Annotated in this window: 15 protein-coding genes; 8 read left to right on the top strand and 7 right to left on the bottom strand. The window is 63.6% G+C overall.

Features of this window, described 5'->3' with window-relative positions:
* Nucleotides 1-3: 3 nt before the first annotated feature.
* Together NKI32_RS20345 and eglC are read right to left on the bottom strand one after the other, a co-directional pair.
* A complete protein-coding gene (locus NKI32_RS20345) occupies nucleotides 4-1,764 on the bottom strand; it encodes a type I secretion system permease/ATPase (RefSeq protein ID WP_023669697.1) in 1,761 nt (586 codons plus the stop codon).
* Nucleotides 1,765-3,189 carry an endo-1,3-1,4-beta-glycanase EglC gene (eglC, locus tag NKI32_RS20340; RefSeq protein ID WP_023733571.1) on the bottom strand — a complete coding sequence of 475 codons (1,425 nt, stop codon included), beginning with the start codon at nucleotides 3,187-3,189 and terminating at the stop codon, nucleotides 1,765-1,767.
* Nucleotides 3,190-3,605: 416 nt separating this feature from the next.
* On the opposite strand from eglC, the gene NKI32_RS20335 reads away from it, so the two are divergent.
* The gene (locus NKI32_RS20335; RefSeq protein ID WP_023683102.1) at nucleotides 3,606-4,049 is read left to right on the top strand and encodes an SRPBCC family protein; all 444 of its coding nucleotides are present in this window, start codon (nucleotides 3,606-3,608) and stop codon (nucleotides 4,047-4,049) included.
* Between the two features lie 70 nt (nucleotides 4,050-4,119).
* Here NKI32_RS20335 and NKI32_RS20330 read toward each other — a convergent pair whose 3' ends face one another.
* The 3 genes from NKI32_RS20330 to NKI32_RS20320 form a co-directional block, all read right to left on the bottom strand.
* On the bottom strand, nucleotides 4,120-5,085 hold the full coding sequence (locus tag NKI32_RS20330; protein WP_353003338.1) for a hypothetical protein: 966 nt from the start codon (nucleotides 5,083-5,085) through the stop codon (nucleotides 4,120-4,122).
* 128 nt (nucleotides 5,086-5,213) lie between these two features.
* Nucleotides 5,214-6,716, bottom strand: a complete 1,503-nt coding sequence (locus NKI32_RS20325; RefSeq protein ID WP_353003336.1) for a helicase HerA domain-containing protein — start codon at nucleotides 6,714-6,716, stop codon at nucleotides 5,214-5,216.
* A gap of 137 nt (nucleotides 6,717-6,853) precedes the next feature.
* Nucleotides 6,854-7,495 carry a glutathione S-transferase family protein gene (locus NKI32_RS20320; protein ID WP_352463580.1) on the bottom strand — a complete coding sequence of 214 codons (642 nt, stop codon included), beginning with the start codon at nucleotides 7,493-7,495 and terminating at the stop codon, nucleotides 6,854-6,856.
* Between the two features lie 146 nt (nucleotides 7,496-7,641).
* On the opposite strand from NKI32_RS20320, the gene NKI32_RS20315 reads away from it, so the two are divergent.
* A complete protein-coding gene (locus tag NKI32_RS20315; protein WP_023726475.1) occupies nucleotides 7,642-7,872 on the top strand; it encodes a hypothetical protein in 231 nt (76 codons plus the stop codon).
* Between the two features lie 133 nt (nucleotides 7,873-8,005).
* Here the strand turns inward: NKI32_RS20315 and NKI32_RS20310 are convergent, their stop codons facing one another.
* Nucleotides 8,006-8,491 carry a hypothetical protein gene (locus NKI32_RS20310; protein WP_023726474.1) on the bottom strand — a complete coding sequence of 162 codons (486 nt, stop codon included), beginning with the start codon at nucleotides 8,489-8,491 and terminating at the stop codon, nucleotides 8,006-8,008.
* A gap of 175 nt (nucleotides 8,492-8,666) precedes the next feature.
* On the opposite strand from NKI32_RS20310, the gene NKI32_RS20305 reads away from it, so the two are divergent.
* Together NKI32_RS20305 and NKI32_RS20300 are read left to right on the top strand one after the other, a co-directional pair.
* Nucleotides 8,667-9,032: a RidA family protein gene (locus tag NKI32_RS20305; protein WP_023707576.1), complete on the top strand. Its 366-nt coding sequence runs from the start codon at nucleotides 8,667-8,669 to the stop codon at nucleotides 9,030-9,032.
* A gap of 102 nt (nucleotides 9,033-9,134) precedes the next feature.
* A complete protein-coding gene (locus tag NKI32_RS20300) occupies nucleotides 9,135-10,361 on the top strand; it encodes an amidohydrolase/deacetylase family metallohydrolase (protein ID WP_023804627.1) in 1,227 nt (408 codons plus the stop codon).
* A 154-nt stretch (nucleotides 10,362-10,515) separates the two neighbouring features.
* Here the strand turns inward: NKI32_RS20300 and NKI32_RS20295 are convergent, their stop codons facing one another.
* Nucleotides 10,516-12,306 (bottom strand): flavin-containing monooxygenase, encoded by a 1,791-nt coding sequence (locus NKI32_RS20295; RefSeq protein ID WP_023704186.1) that lies wholly within the window; start codon nucleotides 12,304-12,306, stop codon nucleotides 10,516-10,518.
* A gap of 396 nt (nucleotides 12,307-12,702) precedes the next feature.
* Here NKI32_RS20295 and NKI32_RS20290 point away from each other — a divergent pair, with 396 nt between their 5' ends.
* The 4 genes from NKI32_RS20290 to kdpC all read left to right on the top strand — a co-directional run bounded on the left by NKI32_RS20290 (nucleotide 12,703) and on the right by kdpC (nucleotide 17,419).
* Nucleotides 12,703-12,792: a K(+)-transporting ATPase subunit F gene (locus NKI32_RS20290; RefSeq protein ID WP_023691936.1), complete on the top strand. Its 90-nt coding sequence runs from the start codon at nucleotides 12,703-12,705 to the stop codon at nucleotides 12,790-12,792.
* Nucleotides 12,793-12,810: 18 nt separating this feature from the next.
* Complete coding sequence (gene kdpA, locus NKI32_RS20285; RefSeq protein ID WP_352460484.1) at nucleotides 12,811-14,514, top strand: potassium-transporting ATPase subunit KdpA; 1,704 nt, start codon at nucleotides 12,811-12,813, stop codon at nucleotides 14,512-14,514.
* A 232-nt stretch (nucleotides 14,515-14,746) separates the two neighbouring features.
* Entirely contained in the window at nucleotides 14,747-16,840 is a 2,094-nt protein-coding gene (gene kdpB, locus NKI32_RS20280; protein ID WP_023699135.1) for a potassium-transporting ATPase subunit KdpB, read from the top strand.
* 12 nt (nucleotides 16,841-16,852) lie between these two features.
* Nucleotides 16,853-17,419 carry a potassium-transporting ATPase subunit KdpC gene (gene kdpC / locus NKI32_RS20275; RefSeq protein WP_023744101.1) on the top strand — a complete coding sequence of 189 codons (567 nt, stop codon included), beginning with the start codon at nucleotides 16,853-16,855 and terminating at the stop codon, nucleotides 17,417-17,419.
* Nucleotides 17,420-17,451: the final 32 nt, after the last annotated feature.

The raw sequence follows: 17,451 nt of genomic DNA, 5'->3' as shown, positions 1-17,451 counted from the left end.
CGTCTATGACCCGAAGCGGACGCTGTGCGGGCGCACGGTCGGCACGAACGAGCCTGTCACCACCGCGCTCCCGGCCTTGCCGGCCGCCGGTTGCCTCAGCACCTCGCTCGCAGGGCCGAAAGCTTCGACCATGCCGTTGCGCAGGACCATGACGCGGTCGCAGGCCGCGGCGATCGAAGGGCGATGCGTGATGACGACTGTCGTGACGCTTACACTTCGCGCGGCCGAAAGCATCCCTTCGAGCGCCGCCTCCCCACTGCCGTCGAGATGGGCGTTGGGCTCGTCCAGCACCAGCATGCGTGGCTTGCCGTAGAAGGCGCGCGCCAGCCCTATCCGCTGGCGCTCGCCGCCCGATAGCACGGTATGCGACGGGCCTATCATGGTCTGATAGCCGTCGCGCAGCGTGAGAATCAGCTCATGCGCCTCGGCGCGCCTGGCCGCTTCGACGATCGCGGCGTCATCGGCGTCGGGTTCGAAGCGGGCAACATTTTGCGCGATCGATCCCGGGAAAAGCTCCACCTCCTGCGCGAGATAGCCGATATGCCTGCCAAGCTGGGTTTCGTCCCAGCTCCTCAGGTCGGCGCCGTCGACCCTGACCGCGCCGCCGGTCGGCTGCAGCGCGCCCACAAGCAATTTCGCCAGCGTCGATTTGCCGGCCCCGCTCGGGCCGACGATCGCCACCGCTTCGCCGGCGCCGATGGCAAAATTCAACCGCTTGAGGATGGGCTCCGTGCCGAAAGCCGCAGTCGGCGCGATGAAGAACAGATCCTGCACCGAAATCGCGCCCAATGGATCGGGCAGTGCGAGCTTGCGCCCCTGCGCTGGTTGCGCCGCAAGGGCGGTGTCCAGCCGCTTCCAGCATCGCTTGGCGTCGACGATCTGCCGCCAGGATCCGATCAGCTGGTCGAGCGGCTGCAGCGCGCGCGACGACACCAGCGACGAAGCGAAGATCATGCCGGCGGTCATCTGCCCTTGTAGCACCAGCCACGCGCCGGCGCCGAGGATCGCCAGTTGCAGCATCATGCGCAGCGCCCGCGACGTCGCGCTGAAGATCGCATTGGCGCTTCCGGAACGGTCATGCAGGGTCAGCGCCTCAGCAACGTGCTGTCCCCAGACCGCGGCGGCATTTTGCACCATGCCCATGGCGCGCAGCGTGTCGGTGTTGCGGGCGAAGGCCTGCTCCGCCTGGCTGGCCACCGCCGAGCGTTCCGCCGACATGGCATCGTTCCTGCCGATGGCAAGCTGGTTGGCCACGACCAAGAGAAACAGCAGCACGGCGCCGGCGAGCGTCAGCCAGAACAGGACGGGATGGATGAAATAGAGCAAGGCCAGGAAGACGGGCGCAAACGGCAGGTCGAACAACACCGCCACGCCGCGCGACCTGATGAAGGCGCAAGTCGTGGCAAGGTCGTTCAGCGGCGACAGCCCGCTGCCGGCATGTCTGGCGCCAAGCGAGGCGGCGAATGTCCGCGCGCCCAGTTTCTGGTCGACGGTGGCCGCAACACGTTGCGCGTAGATGGCGCGGACCGCGTCCAGCAGGCCGAGGAAGGCGAGCGCGAGGACCGCCATGGCCGAGAGATAAAGCAGCGTCTCGACGCTGGAGGACGGCAACACCCGGTCATAGACCTGCAGCAGATAGAGCGGGATCACCAGGAGCAGGATGTTGATCAGCAACGAAAAGATGCCGATGTCGGCGATGCCACGCAGGAAGACCGGGCGCAGGCCGATGGCCGCATCGCTGATTGGCGCGCGGTCTCGCGACATCTAGACCGCGTGCTCGGCTGTCGTGCTCAGATGGCTCTGCTGCAAATCGTTCAGCGTATAGGCGTGGATATAGTCGATCTTCATTTGCGCGGGCGTCGCCAGATGGTCGGGCGGCGCGCCGGCTTGACCGCCGACCGCAAGGTCGACCAGCATATACATGGGCTTGTTCATATCGGACGGCGTCGCCGCTTCCGCGACCTGGACGCCATCATAGGTCCAGACCAGCTTGTCCGGCGTCCACAACAGGCCATAGGTGTGATAGCCGTCGGTGTTCGAGACATTCACCGTCGACCCGACCGTGGTGTGGGTTCCCGTCTCATTTGTGTGCGCGGTCATGAGAAGCGCATTCGGGTTCTGCCCATACATTTCGATCACGTCGAGTTCCGGGGGCCATGAACCGTCTTCGGGCAGAAGCCAGAAGGCCGGCCACGCGCCGGCGTTTTCCGGGAGATCGGCCCGCATTTCGAAATAGCCATAGGTCTGCGAGAAGGTGTCGTGCGTCGTCAGTATGCCGGAAGTGTATTCGTAATTGTTGATCAGCGGCTTGATGTCGTCGGGCGTATGCGCCGCGGTTATGGTGAGCACGCCGCTTGCGACGCTGAACGGATGGACCGAGCTGGTCGGCGCATAATTGGCGTCGATATACCATTGCAGCTCGCCGTTCTGGGGCTGCGAGCTGCCGTTCTGCGCCCCCCACCAGAAATTGGAATCCCAGATGCCGCTCTGGCCGTTCCACAGGCTCAGCGTGTTGAAATCGTCGTTGAAAGACAGCGTCATGCCGGTCTTGTCGATCGGCAGCTCGAACTGGCCGGGCTGAAACTTGTCGATCGTGGTGTTGTGGAACACCAGCACCTCGCTCGAGCCGAGGTTCAGCTGCACGTTCGATCCCACCTGGACCATATTGGCGTGGACGGCCTCGAACGAGGTGAAGGCATAGCCGTTGAGGCGCACCGTGTCGGTCGCGCCGAAATCGGAGATAAGGTCGCTGCCATTGCCCTTGGTGATGATGAAGGTGTCGGCGCCGGCGCCGCCGATCAGCACGTCATTGCCCTTGCCGCCGTCCAGCGTCTGGCTGCCAGCGCCGCCCGTTATGATGTTGTCCTGACCATTGCCGAAGGCATAGTGGCCGTCGCCGGTGACGACGAGGTTCTCGAAATTCGCGGGCAGCTTGTAGCTCATCCAGGTATCGATCGTGTCGACGCCCGCGCCGTAGTTCTCGACCGCTTTGTTGATCGTCGAATAGAGATGGTAATAGTCGTCGCCCGCGCCGCCATACATGGTGACCTTGACGTTGGTGTCGCCCCAGAAGGAATCGTTGCCCGAGGTGCCGTAGCGGTAAGGCGCGCCTCCAGTCGCCGAGAACCAATGGGTGGAAGCGCCGGTATACGGAAGTGGAATGCCTTTGGCGTTGAGGACTGTGGTCATTCCGACACTCCTTGCGCGTGCTGCCTTGGTCGTTCGACAACCTTCGAGCGACCATTTCGGATCAACTCTTAAATTGATCCGTCGTTCCAGGGAATCATTCTATAGTACACCAAGGAGATCGTCGCCCATCATTTAATAGATAATGCCGAAGGCGTTAAGCTGATCCTAATACAACTTTATAGGAGAGACTTACAATTTTAATAAATTGTGAGATCCGCGCCGAAAGGTTAGGCAACCTGTCAATGATTCATGCAATTTGACGCGACACGACCGCCTGCCTGAGGCGGCGACTCGAAGTCGCGGGCGGATGGCTGCCGGCAAAGGGCTCAAGAAAATTTGACAGGCTATGTCGGACCGGGTGAGGTTCACCCGTCCTTGGGGCATAGAACAACGAAACCACAAAGGATACCGAAGAGATGCCAAGCACCGTACGTTTGCACCGCGTTCTAACGACCAGCCCGGAGAAGGTCTACCGCGCATTCACAGAAGCCGACGCGCTGGCGAAATGGCTTCCGCCGAACGGCTTCACTTGCACCGTGCACAGCTTCGACGCGAAAGTCGGTGGCGCCTTCAAGATGTCGTTCCGAAACTTCACGACGGGCGGCAGCCATTCCTTCGGCGGCGAATATCTCGAACTCGTTCCCGGCGAGCGCCTGCGCTACACCGACAGGTTCGACGACCCCAATTTGCCCGGCCAGATCGAAGTGACCGTGCTCCTGAAGAAAGTGTCGGTCGGCACGGAACTCGACATCACGCAGGCCGGCATTCCGGACGTTATTCCGGCCGAAGCCTGCTACCTCGGCTGGCAGGAGTCGCTGCGCAATCTGGCAAAGCTCGTCGAACCCGAGATCAATCAGTAGAGCCCATCGGATCGGCGGCGCCGCCCAGCCAGTCCGCGCCGCCGACAATGCCGAGCCGAGGACGCATCCCTCACGGCCCGGTGCAGATCGGCAACGGTTGTGGCGGCGGTGGCGGGTTGTCCTTGGCGTATTGCGCGATGATCGGCTCAAGGCTCTTTCGCGGCCAGAATTTCGGCTTCCCGATCTCCTTCAGGCAGGACGCATTCCAATAGGCGCCCGATTTGCCAACGGCGGTGATGTCGCGCGATTCCGGGTAGATATAGAGCGTCGTCGGATTGCCCTTCACCATCAAAATGATCTGGTCGGCGTCGGACGGCGACCAGCTGGTGCAGCCATTGCTGCGGCCGCCGGCATAATCCACCAGCTTGCCGTATGGCACGAAGCCGTCATGGTCGGCATAGGAGCTGTTCGGGTTCTTGCGCAGGCACATGCCGCGCAACAGCCGCGCCGCGTGGCCACCGATCACCCGCTGCCTGGCATTCGCCGTCTCCCCCTCACCGTCGAACTGGATGAAGGTGCGCAGCAGCGCCTGGTCCTTTTTTGCGCCGATGCGGTAAAAACCCTTGAATGAGGTCTTTGCCTCGCCGGTCATATAGGCGCCACCGGTCGTCAAGGACGAGTCCAGGGCATTGCCGAAGTTTTTCGCGCAGCGTTTGCCGTTGGAGAAATCGACCACGCCTTTCAAATTGCGGCCGCCCCCATGGCCCGACGAGATCGCCCTGAACGACTGCTTGGCCTCGCAAATGACGTAGTAGCGCCGCCCCAGCACGCCATTGCCGAGATCGCCGGGGCGCGTCGCATCCATGGCGAAATAGCAGCCATTGTGGACCGCGCCTTGCGCGACCTTCTTCAGGTAAAGCGCGCGCGCCCGCTCCAGCACCACTTGCGAAATCTCGCCGTCGTCATTGCCGACATGGGCCTGCAGCCAGGCCGGTATATCGGAGGACGCGGCAAAAGACCGGGCAGACATCGTCAAGGCGATGCCGGCGATGGCGAGGAGGCCAAAGACAAAGACAGCCAGAGATTTCAACCGCACCGGACAACCCTCCCGCCCGAACCGTTCTGCGATTCTCGGAAACCCATCATAAATCGTCGCGCGCCGATCGGCGAAACACATCTTGTTCAGAACCGCGCAAGCAAGTCAGGTAGCTGCCTGTTCGCCTTTCAGAGCGCCAGGCTGCCCTGTTCCGCCTCCGCGGCATTGGGGTCGCCCGGCGCCGTCGCCCAGGCAAGCTCGACCAGCGTCACCGTGCGGCGGCCGGTGCCGTCGAGCTGGCAGACGATGAGGCCCTGCTCCTCGATATAGGTGAGCAGCCGCCGGGCGCGCCGCAACGAATGCGAGCCGTAGGCGCGCGCGATCGCCGCGTCGCTCGGGCACGGCCAGCCCTCCTTGGCGGCGCGGGCGATCATCATGAACACGCCCTGCATGTCCTCGGGCAGCAGCGAGGCGCGCACGGAAACGTCCTGCCAGGCGTCATCGCCTGCCATGTCGGCGCCGAGCCCGGCGCGGGCACGCGTCAGCATGCGACGGAATTCTGAGAGGTCCGGCACCACCGAAGCGAGGCCTTCGATGCGGCAGCGGACGACGAACTCCTGATAAAGCACGCCGATGACGCGGAAACCCGCATCGGGCTGCGCCAGGATGGCGCGAAGGACACGGTCCACCCGCTCTCGCCGGTCGGCGATATCCTCGGCGCTTACCGCCGGTTCCGCAGGTTCCGGGCGGATCTCCATCGCCGCAGACTTCGCCGCCATCAGCTGGTCGAGCAAATCGGGCGACGCCATCCGGCGCGGCGCGCGCATCGTCTCGGGCGGCGGCGCCGCCAGGATGATGGCGCGCGCGTCTTCAAGCGCTGTTTCCGGCATTGCCATCAGCCGCGGCGTACCGTTGCGCGGGCTGGTCTCGGTCTGGCCGATGCGCACGCCCAGCGGACGGCGCGACAGCGCTGGGCCCAACGCCATGAAGTGCCCGCGCTCCAGGTCTCGAAGCGCCTCGGCCTGACGCCGTTCCATGCCCAGAAGGTCGGCGGCGCGCGCCATGTCGATATCGAGGAAGGTACGGCCCATGAGGAAATTGGACGCCTCCGCCGCGACATTCTTGGCGAGCTTTGCCAGCCGCTGCGTGGCGATGATGCCGGCAAGGCCGCGCTTGCGGCCGCGGCACATCAAATTGGTCATGGCGCCGAGCGAGAGCTTTCGCGCCTCGTCGGACACTTCGCCGGCCACGGCGGGCGCGAACAGCTGCGCTTCGTCGACCACCACCAGCATCGGATACCAATGCTCGCGGGCAACCTCGAACAACCCGCCGAGAAAGGCAGCGGCGCGCCGCATCTGGTTCTCGGCATCGAGCCCTTCGAGATTGAGCACCGTGGAGACGCGGTGGATGCGCGCCCGCTCGCCGGCTGCTTGCAGGCCACGCTCCGTATGCTCCTCGGCATCGATGACCAGATGGCCGTAATGGTCGCCCAGCGAGACGAAATCGCCTTCCGGGTCGATGATGGTCTGCTGCACCCAGGGCGCGCTCTGCTCCAGGAGCCGGCGCAAAAGGTGCGATTTGCCGGAGCCGGAATTGCCCTGCACCAGAAGCCGGGTGGCCAGCAGCTCCTCAAGGTCGAGCGCCGCCGACGCACCCGCCGTCGTCTGTCCCATCTCGATGGCTACGGTCATGTCACGACTCTCCTTGCGGACAGGGCTTATCAACCCGGCCGCGAGCCGTCGAGCGCGCCATGGCAACTCGCCCGCTGTTCCACACCTATGCTGCCAAAGCGCCACACATCAGCCCATCTGCCCAAAGGGAAGGCACATCAAGCGGAGTTGACCGGCGGCAGAAGCGGCGCTTCCAGCCCGTCGAAGGGATCGCGCCAGGCATCGATGGCTTCGAGCCGGCGATACCAACCCAGAACAGAGGGATAGTCCGCCAGCGGCAGGCCGGCTGCATCGTTGAACGGCAAAAACGTCGCCATGCGGAAATCGGCATAGGAAAGCGACTTGCCCACAAGCCAGGGCCGCTTGGCGAGCTCCGCCTCGAGAATCGCTGCCGCGATGCGGAACTCCGCCAGCCCCTCCTCGACCTTGCCCTGGTCGACGGGCCCAATCCCGTAGCGCTGCTTGGTTCCGCGCTCGAAATGCACGATGTCGCAGGCCCGGACGAAATTCTCCTTGCCCCAGCTCAGCCAGCGGATCATGTCGGGTTGGTCGCCGCCGCCGCGCCAGAAATCCGAACCCGCTTCGCGCGACAGAAGGCAGGCTATGGCGTCGGCTTCCCACAGGCTGCCGCCCGTCCATGCCAATATCGGCAGGGTAAGATTGGGATTGAGCTGACGAAACCGCTCAGCCTGCCCGGGCGCCATGGGTGCCGCGAACTCACACTCGACCTTGGCCTGCAGATGACGTGCAGTTGCAACCGCGAGGCGCGGATTGGGATTGCGGCTGAAGTACAGTTTCATATCCGGTCCTGGACGCTGTGGGCTCGACCCTATCAAACACGCAAACGTGCCCTCCCGGCAATCTGGTCGGACCACGATTCCGCTGGCACACGCCGTCGTTCGGCGTATTATTTCCTTCGGGAGAGGGTTCTTGGCAGGAGGAAGCCATGAACGTAGTGCAGAGCGTACCTGTCATCGACGTGACAACCCAGAACCTTGTTTCCTCTGCGCTTTCCAGATTCCGCGCCGGCGATACCGTCTCGACCAGGGCGGCGCTCGACGCCATCCGCCGCATGGATCCAACCTGTGTCGACAGCGACGACGATCTCGTCGAACTCGTCGTCATGGCGGCAATTGGTAAGACCATGGCGGTCGTGTTCGACCACCGCTCCCGCTAGCCCTGTGGGACGAACCTGTGCCGTTCAACTCGCTTGAGCTCGAGTGGATTCGGTTGGCGAGCTTTTACAACTGCAGCCCGGGAGGCGCACGTCTTCGTGCGCGAAGGCCGGCAATAGCATAAGCGGGCAAGACTCAGATCCCCAAGGGATGCGGCATGTAGCCGACGAAGCCGCCGATCTTCCAGTGGCCCGCCACCTTCCTGCAAAAATACAGCGTCTGCCATTTCAGCTTGTCGACGCTGCCATCGGCCTTGGCCACCGAGCCGTTGAACTTCTTGTGCAGCACGGCGCGGTCGCCATCGACATCGATGTCGCGCATGTTGGTGACGCGAAACAGCGCCTCGCGCAGCGGCTCGGCGAATCTGGCCGCCGCCGTCTCCTTGGCCTGGCGCAGCCATTCGTCGCGATAGACGGCAAGGCTCGGGAATTGCAGACGCCAGGCGTCGGCATCGCTGAGGAAATGCGCATGCATGCCGAAGAAGCTGTCGGCGAGGAAATCATCCTCGACCATCGACCAGTCCTGACGGATAAAGGCGTCGATGTCGCGCCGCACCAACATTTCCCAGAGCGCGTGGCGATCGGCATCGCCCTCTGGAAACGGGTTCTTGTCGAAGGTCATTGAAATCTCCTGTCGGGAAAATGCGACGCGCAAGATGCTGGCGAGCCTGCGATAAAGCAACACGCGTTTGGAAAAATGCTGCTTTCCAAAAAGCCCCCTATGAGGATCACCGGGACAGGCGTAGAGCGGTCGTCGAAAACGGGGCGCGGCCCGCCATTCTGAACAGGAGTTTCCTTTGCCTAAAGAGTGTTTTGGAACATCCCACGTGCCGCTGTCGCCGGCCGTGCGCGCCGGGGATTTCGTCTACATCTCAGGTCAGGTGCCGGTCGACAGCGACCGCATCGTGGTCAAGGGCGGCATCACCGAGCAGACCGAGCAGGTGCTGCAGAATGTGAAGGCGGCACTCGCGCTGGCCGGTTGCACCATGGACGATGTCGTCAAGACCACGGTCTGGCTCGAGGACGCGCGCGACTTCGGCGCCTTCAATGCCGTCTACGCCAAGCACTTCCCGAAAAATCCGCCGGCCCGCACCACGGTCGAATCGCGGCTGATGATCGACATCAAGATCGAGGTCGAAGCCGTCGCCTACCGGCCGGTTTGACCAGTCGGGGCATGATCCCGAAAGTGGAAACCGGTTTTCTCGGACAAACGGAAACCGTTTTGTCCAGAGATCATGCCCCAAAACGAAGAGAGGCAGGCGCCGATGCAGTTCGATCTCCTGATCAAGGGCGGCCGCCTGATCGATCCGGCCTCGGGCCTGGACGCGCCGCGCGATGTCGCCGTTGCGGGCGGTCGCGTCGCGGCCATCGAGACTGCCATCGACGCCGAGCATGCTACGCAGGTCGTGGATGCCAGGGATTGCATCGTCACGCCCGGCCTCATCGACCTGCACAGCCATGTCTATTGGGGCGGCACCTCGCTGGGCGTCGACGCCGACCGGCTGGCGGCCAAGAGCGGAACCACCACCTTCATCGATGCCGGCAGCGCCGGCGCCGGCAATTTTCTGGGCTTTCGCCGCCATGTCATCGAGCGCTCGAAGGTGCGCATCCTGGCCTATGTCAACATCTCCTTTGCCGGCATATTCGGCTTCTCGCAAAGCGTCTCTGTCGGCGAATGCAGCGATCTCAGGCTCTGCGAGCCACGCGAGACGGTGGCCGCGGTGCGCGAGCACGCCGATGTCGTCGTTGGGGTAAAAGTGCGCTCCGGCAAGCATGCCGGCGGCGCCAGCGGCATCGCCCCGGTCGATCTTGCGCTGGAAGCCGCCGACCAGGTCGGTCTGCCGCTGATGGCGCATATAGACGAGCCGCCGCCCGGCCGTTCCGAGGTGCTGCCACGGCTGCGCCGCGGCGACATCCTCACCCATTGTTTTCGGCCATTCCCCAACGCGCCGGTGTTCGCTTCCGGCGCGGTGCGGCCGGACATGCGGCTGGCCCGCGAACGCGGTGTCATCTTCGACATCGGCCACGGCATGGGATCGTTCGACTTCGCCGTGGCGAAAGCGATGCTGGCCGAGGGCCTCGCGCCCGACGTCATCTCCAGCGACGTGCATCTCTACTGCGTCGAGGGTCCGGCCTTCGACATACTGGTCTGCATGTCGAAGCTGATGGCGCTGGGCATGCCGCTGGTCGAGGTGCTGCGCGCCGCCACGCAAAGGCCAGCCGAGGCGATCGCCAGGCCGGAGCTTGGGACGCTGAAAGTTGGCGGTGTCGGCGATGTCGCGGTGCTGAGACTGCGCCCCGGGCGCTTTACCTTCGTCGATGCGGTCGGTGCGGCGCTGATCGCGGATCAGCGGCTGGTCTCAGAAGGCATTGTTATCGGCGGTGTCTGGTGGCCGAACGAGGCGCCCGACCACAACGAGACCGAGCGCTTCGAGCCGCATGCGGCACATACGCATGTCGAGGTCGCGGCACGGCATTTCGGGCGTGGATAATCTCCCTCCTTGAGGGGGAGATGGCCGGCAGGCCAGAGGGGGTCGGTTCGACCGGACGCAAGCTCCTCGCGGCAGCTGGAGGTCAGCGCTCCACGCGCGGCGACCCCCTCTGTCGCCTTCGGCGACATCTCCCCCTCGAGGGGGGAGGAGATCGCTAGCGCCCTGCGTTACTCACCGCCCCAAACACCGGCGTCGCAATCCCTTCCATCCGCGCCTTGATCTGCAGCGCCACATATTTCGAGTAAAACCGCGACAGCGCCAGATTGCCGCCGTGGAACCACAGCGCGTCCTGCGCCGTCGGCTTCCACATGTTGCGCAGCTCGCCTTGCCAAGGACCGGGATCGCCCTTGACGCCGGAGCCGAGGCCCCAGCATGGCCCGACCTTGTCGGCGACCTCGCGCGAGACGATGGCCGCCACGGTCTCGTTCATCGACTGGTAGCCGGTACAGGCGACGATCGCATCGACGGCCAGCTCGCTGCGGTCGTCGAACAGGATGCCGGTCGGCGTCAATGAACTGATGCCGACGCCGCTCTTCACTTTGATCTCGCCATTGATGATCAGTTCGCAGGCGCCGACATCGATGTAGTAGCCGGAGCCGGTGCGGTAGGCCTTCATCAACAGCCCGGTCTCGTCCTCCCCGAAATCGATGGCGAAGCCGGCGGCGCGTAGCTGGTCGTAGAAGTCTGCGTCGCGTGCCTTGATCACCTCGTAAAGATCCCGCTGGCCCTTGGGTACAAGCGCGAACGGCGTGGACGCGACGATCAGGTCGGCCTTGTCGGTGCTGATGCCGCGCGCCAAAGCCTTTTCCGAGAAGATCTCGAAGCCGACTTCCATCAGAGTGTCGGATTTCACCACTGTCGTCGGCGACCGCTGGATCATGGTGACGTCTGCGCCGCTCTCCCAGAGGTCGACGCTGACATCGTGCCCCGAGCTTGCCGCGCCGATGACAGCGACACGTCTGCCGCGGAATTTCTCGCCGCTTGCATACTGGCTGGAATGCAGGAGTTCGCCCTTGAAGGTCTCGGCGCCGGGCAGCGCGATCTGGCGTGGCGGGCCATAGGCGCCGGTGGCAAAGACAATGTGCTTCGGCTTCAGCGTGATCTGCCGGCCGACGCGGTCGACCACCACAGTCCACACCTTCTCGGCCTCGTCATAGCTGGCGCTGAGGCATTTGGTGGCGACCCAGTAGTTGAGCTCCATCACCCTGGTGTACATCTCCAGCCAGTCGCCCATCTTGTCCTTGGGCGTGAACACCGGCCAGTTCTCCGGGAACGGAATGTAGGGCAGATGGTCGTACCAGACCGGATCGTGGAGCACGAGCGAGCGATAACGGTTGCGCCAGGAATCGCCGGGGCGCGCATTTTTCTCGATGATGATGGTGGGCACACCGAGCTGCCTCAGCCGCGCGCCGAGCATGATGCCGCCCTGCCCGCCGCCGATCACCAGGCAATAGGGCTGCTCGGTGGCGCCGAGGTCGCGCGTCTCGCGCGCCCGCGCCTCCGCCCAGGTTTCGCGCTTCGGATCGGCCTTGTGACGGATACCAAGCGGCCGCGCCGGTCCCTTTTGTTCCTCGAACCCCTTGAGCTCACGCACCGCCGTGAACAAGGTCCGGCAGCGGCCGTCCGTAAGGCGCACAATCCCTTCGCCCCGCGCGACCGCCGTTTCGAACGTGAACCAGGCCTCGACGGTGCCCTCATCCGAGGTCGCCTCGCCGGACAGCGTCCAGTGTGAGGGCTTCGTTTCCGCCAGCGTCGCTTGCAGCATGTCGCGGATCTCATCGCGGCCTTCCATCGTGGTGATGTTCCAGGTGAAAGCCAGCAGATCGCGCCAGTAGCAATCCTCGACGAACAGGTTGGCGGCCGCCTCGGCGTCATCAGCTTCCAGCGCCCGTGCAAGCGCGCAAAGCCATGTCGCCGCCTGTTTCGATGGTGCCATGTCGAGCATCTGTTTTTCCCTCGTTTTGCGTTCCCATTGTTTCGAAAGACGGCGGCGCCGCAAGAGGGGTCGCGATATCATGGCGTCGGTTTCTAGCGGCCCGGAACGGAGCCATCTCCCGGAAATCTTTATAGGAATTTTATATCTTTCCTCCCGGCCCCGTCTCGAACCTTTATGGCGATCGGGTCCATATTCCACCACGAGCAAAACGCTCCGGACGCCGTAGCCTTCGAAGCTACGGCGGGTCGTTCTCATGGAATTTACGGCCTGCCAGCAACTGGCGCCAAGTACAAGCAAGGACCAACACAATGGACATTGTCGTCATCGGGATCGAGGTTTTGTTTTTCGCCCTTTCCCTCGCCTACATCAAAGCCTGCGACGCTCTTTAAGCGGAAGGATCGCAACATGTTTGTCGATTACATCCTCGGTGGCGGCGTGACCTTGTTCCTGCTCGTCTACCTCACATACGCCCTCGTTCGCCCAGAACGCTTCTGAAGCAAGGCACGGAAAGCCATGACACTCAACGGATGGATACAGATCCTGGTTTATTGCGGGATCGTCGTTTTGCTGGTGAAGCCGCTCGGCGGCTACATGTACCGCGTCTTCAATGGCGATCGCACCTTTCTCTCGCCCATACTCGGGCCCGTTGAGCGCGGCCTCTACCGCATTTCGGGAACCAGCGAGCTCGAGGAGCAGCACTGGACGACCTACGCGGCAGGAATCATCTTCTTCAGCCTTGCCAGTTTCCTGGTGCTGTACTTTGTGCAACGCCTGCAGGGCGTCCTGCCTTACAATCCGGCCGGGATGGCATCGGTTGAGCCCAATCTCGCCTTCAACACCGCCGTCAGCTTCGTCACCAACACCAACTGGCAGAATTACGGCGGCGAAAGCACGATGTCCTATCTCGTGCAAATGGCCGGCCTCACCGTGCAGAACTTCATGTCGGCCGCCGTCGGCATTGCCATCGCGGTGGCGCTGATCCGCGGCTTCGCCCGCGCCTCGGCAAAATCGATCGGCAATTTCTGGGTCGATATGACCCGCTGCACGCTCTACATCCTGCTGCCGCTCAGCATCGTGCTCACCCTCGTCTATGTCTGGCTCGGCATGCCGCAGACGCTCGGGCCTTATGTCGACGCCACCACGCTGGAGGGCGCCAAGCAGACGCTCGCCCTTGGGCCGGTCGCCTCGCAGGTCGCCATCAAGATGATTGGCACCAATGGCGGCGGCTTCTTCAACGCCAATGCGGCGCATCCTTTCGAAAACCCCGACGCCATCTCCAACATGATCCAGATGGTGACGATCTTCGCGCTGGGTGCTGCACTCACCAACGTCTTCGGCCGCATGGTCGGCAACCAGCGCCAGGGCTGGGCGATCCTGGCCACGATGGGTGTGCTGTTCATCGCTGGCGTCGTTATCTGCTACTGGGCGGAAGCCGCGGGCAATCCGCTGGTCCATGCGCTGGGCGTCGACGGCGCCAACATGGAAGGCAAGGAGAGCCGCTTCGGCATTGCCGCTTCGGCACTATTCGCCGTCATCACCACGGCTGCGAGCTGCGGTGCGGTGAACGCCATGCATGACTCGTTCACAGCACTTGGCGGCCTGGTCCCGATGCTCAACATGCAGCTCGGCGAAGTCATCGTCGGCGGCGTCGGCGCCGGCTTCTACGGCATCGTCATGTTCATCGTCATCACCGTGTTCGTCGCCGGCCTGATGGTTGGCCGCACGCCCGAATATCTCGGCAAGAAGATCGAGGCCAAGGAGGTCAAGATGGCAATGCTCGCCATCCTAGCTCTGCCGCTGGTCATGCTGGTCTTCACGGCAATAGCGGTCGTGCTGCCAAGCGCCGTCGCCTCGATGGCCAATGGCGGTCCGCATGGCTTCTCCGAGGTTCTTTATGCCTACACTTCGGCGGCGGCCAACAACGGCTCGGCCTTTGGCGGCCTTTCCGGCAACACGCCCTGGTACAACATCACGCTCGGCATCTCCATGTGGGTGGGTCGCTTCTTCGTCATCATTCCAGCGCTTGCCATTGCCGGCTCGCTAGCGACGAAGAAGACGGTTCCGGCTTCCGCCGGCACCTTCCCGACCGACGGCCCGCTGTTCGTCGGCCTGCTCGTCGGCGTCATCCTGATCGTCGTCGGCCTGACCTTCTTCCCGGCACTGGCGATCGGACCGATCGTCGAGCACCTGGCTGCCATCAACGGCCAGACATTCTGAGGCTTGTCATGTCCTGGTTCTACCCAAAACGCATGAAGGCCCGGCCGCGAGCCGACCCACGAGCCGGCAATGAGGGGGAGGAAACGCCCCCTCCCTTCCCCAGCGTATCTACCTTCCTCGGCCTCGCGGCAGTCATGATCGTGATCTGGCTGCTGGCCTATGGTCCGCCGCCCCTCTTTTCGGCATCCGATCGGTCGGTGCCGGCCAACAGTTCAGATACTGGAGCCACCAAATGAGCCAGTCCAAATCCGCGAGCATCATGGATGCCCGCATCCTGTGGCCGGCCATCGGCGGCGCCTTCAGGAAACTCGACCCCCGCACGCTGGTCAGGAACCCGGTGATGTTCGTCGTCGCCATCGTCTCGCTTCTTACCACGGTCCTGTTCGTCAAGGATCTCGCCACCGGCGGCGGCGATTTCGGCTTTACGCTGCAGATCATCATCTGGCTGTGGTTCACCGTGCTGTTCGCCAACTTCGCCGAGGCCGTCGCCGAAGGCCGCGGCAAGGCGCAGGCCGATTCGCTGCGCAAGGCGCGCACCGAAACCCAGGCCAAGCTGCTTGCCGGCGAAGACCGCTCCAGGTTCAAGCTGGTGCCCGGCACCAGCCTGAAGGTTGGCGACATCGTGCTGGTCGAAGCCGGCGACATCATCCCGTCCGACGGTGAAGTGATCGAAGGCGTGGCCTCGGTCAACGAGGCGGCAATCACCGGCGAGTCCGCACCCGTCATTCGCGAATCCGGCGGCGACCGTTCGGCGGTCACCGGCGGCACGCAGGTTCTGTCCGACTGGATTCGCGTGCGCATATCAGCCGCCTCCGGCCACACCTTCCTCGACCGCATGATCTCGCTGGTCGAGGGTGCCTCGCGCCAGAAGACGCCCAACGAGATCGCGCTCAACATCCTGCTCGTCGGCATGACGCTGATCTTCGTGCTGGCCACCGCCACGATCCCGAGCTTTGCCTCCTATTCCGGCGGCTATATCCCGGTGACGGTGCTGGTCGCGCTGTTCGTCACCTTGATCCCGACCACCATCGGCGCCCTGCTGTCGGCCATCGGCATTGCCGGCATGGACCGCCTGGTGCGCTTCAACGTGCTGGCCATGTCCGGCCGTGCCGTCGAAGCGGCGGGCGACGTCGATACGCTTTTGCTCGACAAGACCGGCACCATCACGCTCGGCAACCGCCAGGCCACCGAATTCCGCCCGGTCAAGGGCGTCACCGAACAGGAACTGGCCGATGCCGCGCAGCTCGCCTCGCTCGCCGACGAGACGCCTGAGGGACGCTCGATCGTCGTGCTGGCCAAGGAGAAATACGCCATCCGCGCCCGTGACATGGCAACCTTGCATGCCAGCTTCGTGCCCTTCACCGCGCAGACCCGGATGAGCGGCGTCGACATCGATGGCTCGTCGGTGCGCAAGGGCGCCGTCGATTCGGTTCTCGCCTATGTCAGCCAGTCGTCATCGGCCACTCACGGCACGCGCCCCGGCAGCGACACCGTCAAGGATCTCCAGGCGATCGCCGACGAGATCGCCAAGTCGGGCGGCACGCCGCTGGCCGTCGAGCGTGACGGCCGCCTGCTCGGCGTCGTCCACCTCAAGGACATCGTCAAGGGTGGTATCCGCGAGCGCTTTGCCGAACTGCGCAAAATGGGCATCCGCACCGTGATGATCACCGGCGACAATCCGATGACTGCGGCGGCGATCGCAGCCGAAGCCGGCGTCGACGATTTCCTCGCCCAGGCCACGCCCGAGGACAAGCTGAAGCTGATCCGCGACGAACAGGCCAAGGGCAAGCTGGTCGCCATGTGCGGTGACGGCACCAACGACGCGCCGGCCTTGGCGCAGGCCGATGTCGGCGTCGCCATGAACACCGGCACGGTTGCCGCCCGCGAGGCCGGCAACATGATCGACCTCGATAGTGACCCGACCAAGCTGATCGAGATCGTCGAGATCGGCAAGGCGCTGCTGATGACGCGCGGCTCGCTGACGACCTTCTCGATCGCCAACGACGTCGCCAAATACTTCGCCATCATCCCGGCCATGTTTGCCGTCTTCTACGTTGCGCCGGGACATACAATCGGCCCCCTGCAAGCGCTCAACATCATGCATCTGGCGACGCCGCAGAGCGCCATCCTGTCGGCCATCATCTTCAACGCGCTGATCATCATCGCTCTGATCCCGCTGTCGCTTAAAGGCGTCAAATACCGCGCCATCGGCGCCGGCGCGCTGCTCAGCCGCAACCTGCTGGTCTACGGCCTCGGCGGCATCATCGTTCCCTTCGTCGGCATCAAGGCGATCGACATGATCGTCACCGGCCTCGGCCTCGCTTAAGGAAATACGTCCATGCTCACTCAGATAAGACCCGCTGTTATCATGATCGTCTTTTTCACCGTTTTGACCGGCCTGATCTATCCCCTGGGCATGACCGGCATCGCCCAGGCGCTGTTTCCGCACCAGGCCAATGGCAGCTTGATCGAGAAAAACGGCACGGTCATCGGCTCCGAACTGATCGGCCAGGGCTTTGCCGACGACAAGTATTTCCATGGCCGCCCCTCGGCTGCCGGCGACGGATACAACGCCGCAGCGTCCAGCGGCTCCAATCTCGGTCCAACCAACCCCAAGCTGATCGACCGCATCAAGGGCGATGTTGCAAAGCTGAAGGCGGAGAACCCGAACCAGCCGGTGCCGATGGATCTGGTGACGACGTCCGGCAGCGGCCTCGACCCCGCCATCAGCCCGGACGCCGCCTATTTCCAGGTCGCTCGGGTGGCCAAGGCCAGGGGCTTCGACGAAGCCAAGGTCAAGGCGCTTGTCGACAGCCATGTCGAAGGCCGCGAACTCGGCTTCCTCGGCGAGCCGGTCGTCAATGTGCTGGCGCTCAACCTGGCACTGGACGATACCAAGCAGTGAGAGACAATCTCTGAAGCCAGGGGCCGGGGATC

This window comes from Mesorhizobium sp. M0761, assembly GCF_040320205.1.
Lineage (GTDB): Bacteria > Pseudomonadota > Alphaproteobacteria > Rhizobiales > Rhizobiaceae > Mesorhizobium.
Note: the sequence above shows the minus strand (reverse complement) of the source record. Positions and strands in the feature narration are given on the sequence as shown.

Excerpts from the sequence above, each read along its gene's own strand:
- NKI32_RS20300 (WP_023804627.1), top strand. The coding sequence starts at position 9,135 with ATGCAGTTCGATCTCCTGATCAAGGGCGGCCGCCTGATCGATCCGGCC.
- NKI32_RS20290 (WP_023691936.1), top strand. The coding sequence starts at position 12,703 with ATGTTTGTCGATTACATCCTCGGTGGCGGCGTGACCTTGTTCCTGCTC.
- NKI32_RS20315 (WP_023726475.1), top strand. The coding sequence starts at position 7,642 with ATGAACGTAGTGCAGAGCGTACCTGTCATCGACGTGACAACCCAGAAC.
- NKI32_RS20325 (WP_353003336.1), bottom strand. The coding sequence starts at position 6,716 with ATGACCGTAGCCATCGAGATGGGACAGACGACGGCGGGTGCGTCGGCG.
- NKI32_RS20310 (WP_023726474.1), bottom strand. The coding sequence starts at position 8,491 with ATGACCTTCGACAAGAACCCGTTTCCAGAGGGCGATGCCGATCGCCAC.
- NKI32_RS20335 (WP_023683102.1), top strand. The coding sequence starts at position 3,606 with ATGCCAAGCACCGTACGTTTGCACCGCGTTCTAACGACCAGCCCGGAG.
- kdpB (WP_023699135.1), top strand. The coding sequence starts at position 14,747 with ATGAGCCAGTCCAAATCCGCGAGCATCATGGATGCCCGCATCCTGTGG.
- NKI32_RS20295 (WP_023704186.1), bottom strand. The coding sequence starts at position 12,306 with ATGCTCGACATGGCACCATCGAAACAGGCGGCGACATGGCTTTGCGCG.
- kdpC (WP_023744101.1), top strand. The coding sequence starts at position 16,853 with ATGCTCACTCAGATAAGACCCGCTGTTATCATGATCGTCTTTTTCACC.
- NKI32_RS20345 (WP_023669697.1), bottom strand. The coding sequence starts at position 1,764 with ATGTCGCGAGACCGCGCGCCAATCAGCGATGCGGCCATCGGCCTGCGC.
- NKI32_RS20320 (WP_352463580.1), bottom strand. The coding sequence starts at position 7,495 with ATGAAACTGTACTTCAGCCGCAATCCCAATCCGCGCCTCGCGGTTGCA.
- kdpA (WP_352460484.1), top strand. The coding sequence starts at position 12,811 with ATGACACTCAACGGATGGATACAGATCCTGGTTTATTGCGGGATCGTC.
- eglC (WP_023733571.1), bottom strand. The coding sequence starts at position 3,189 with ATGACCACAGTCCTCAACGCCAAAGGCATTCCACTTCCGTATACCGGC.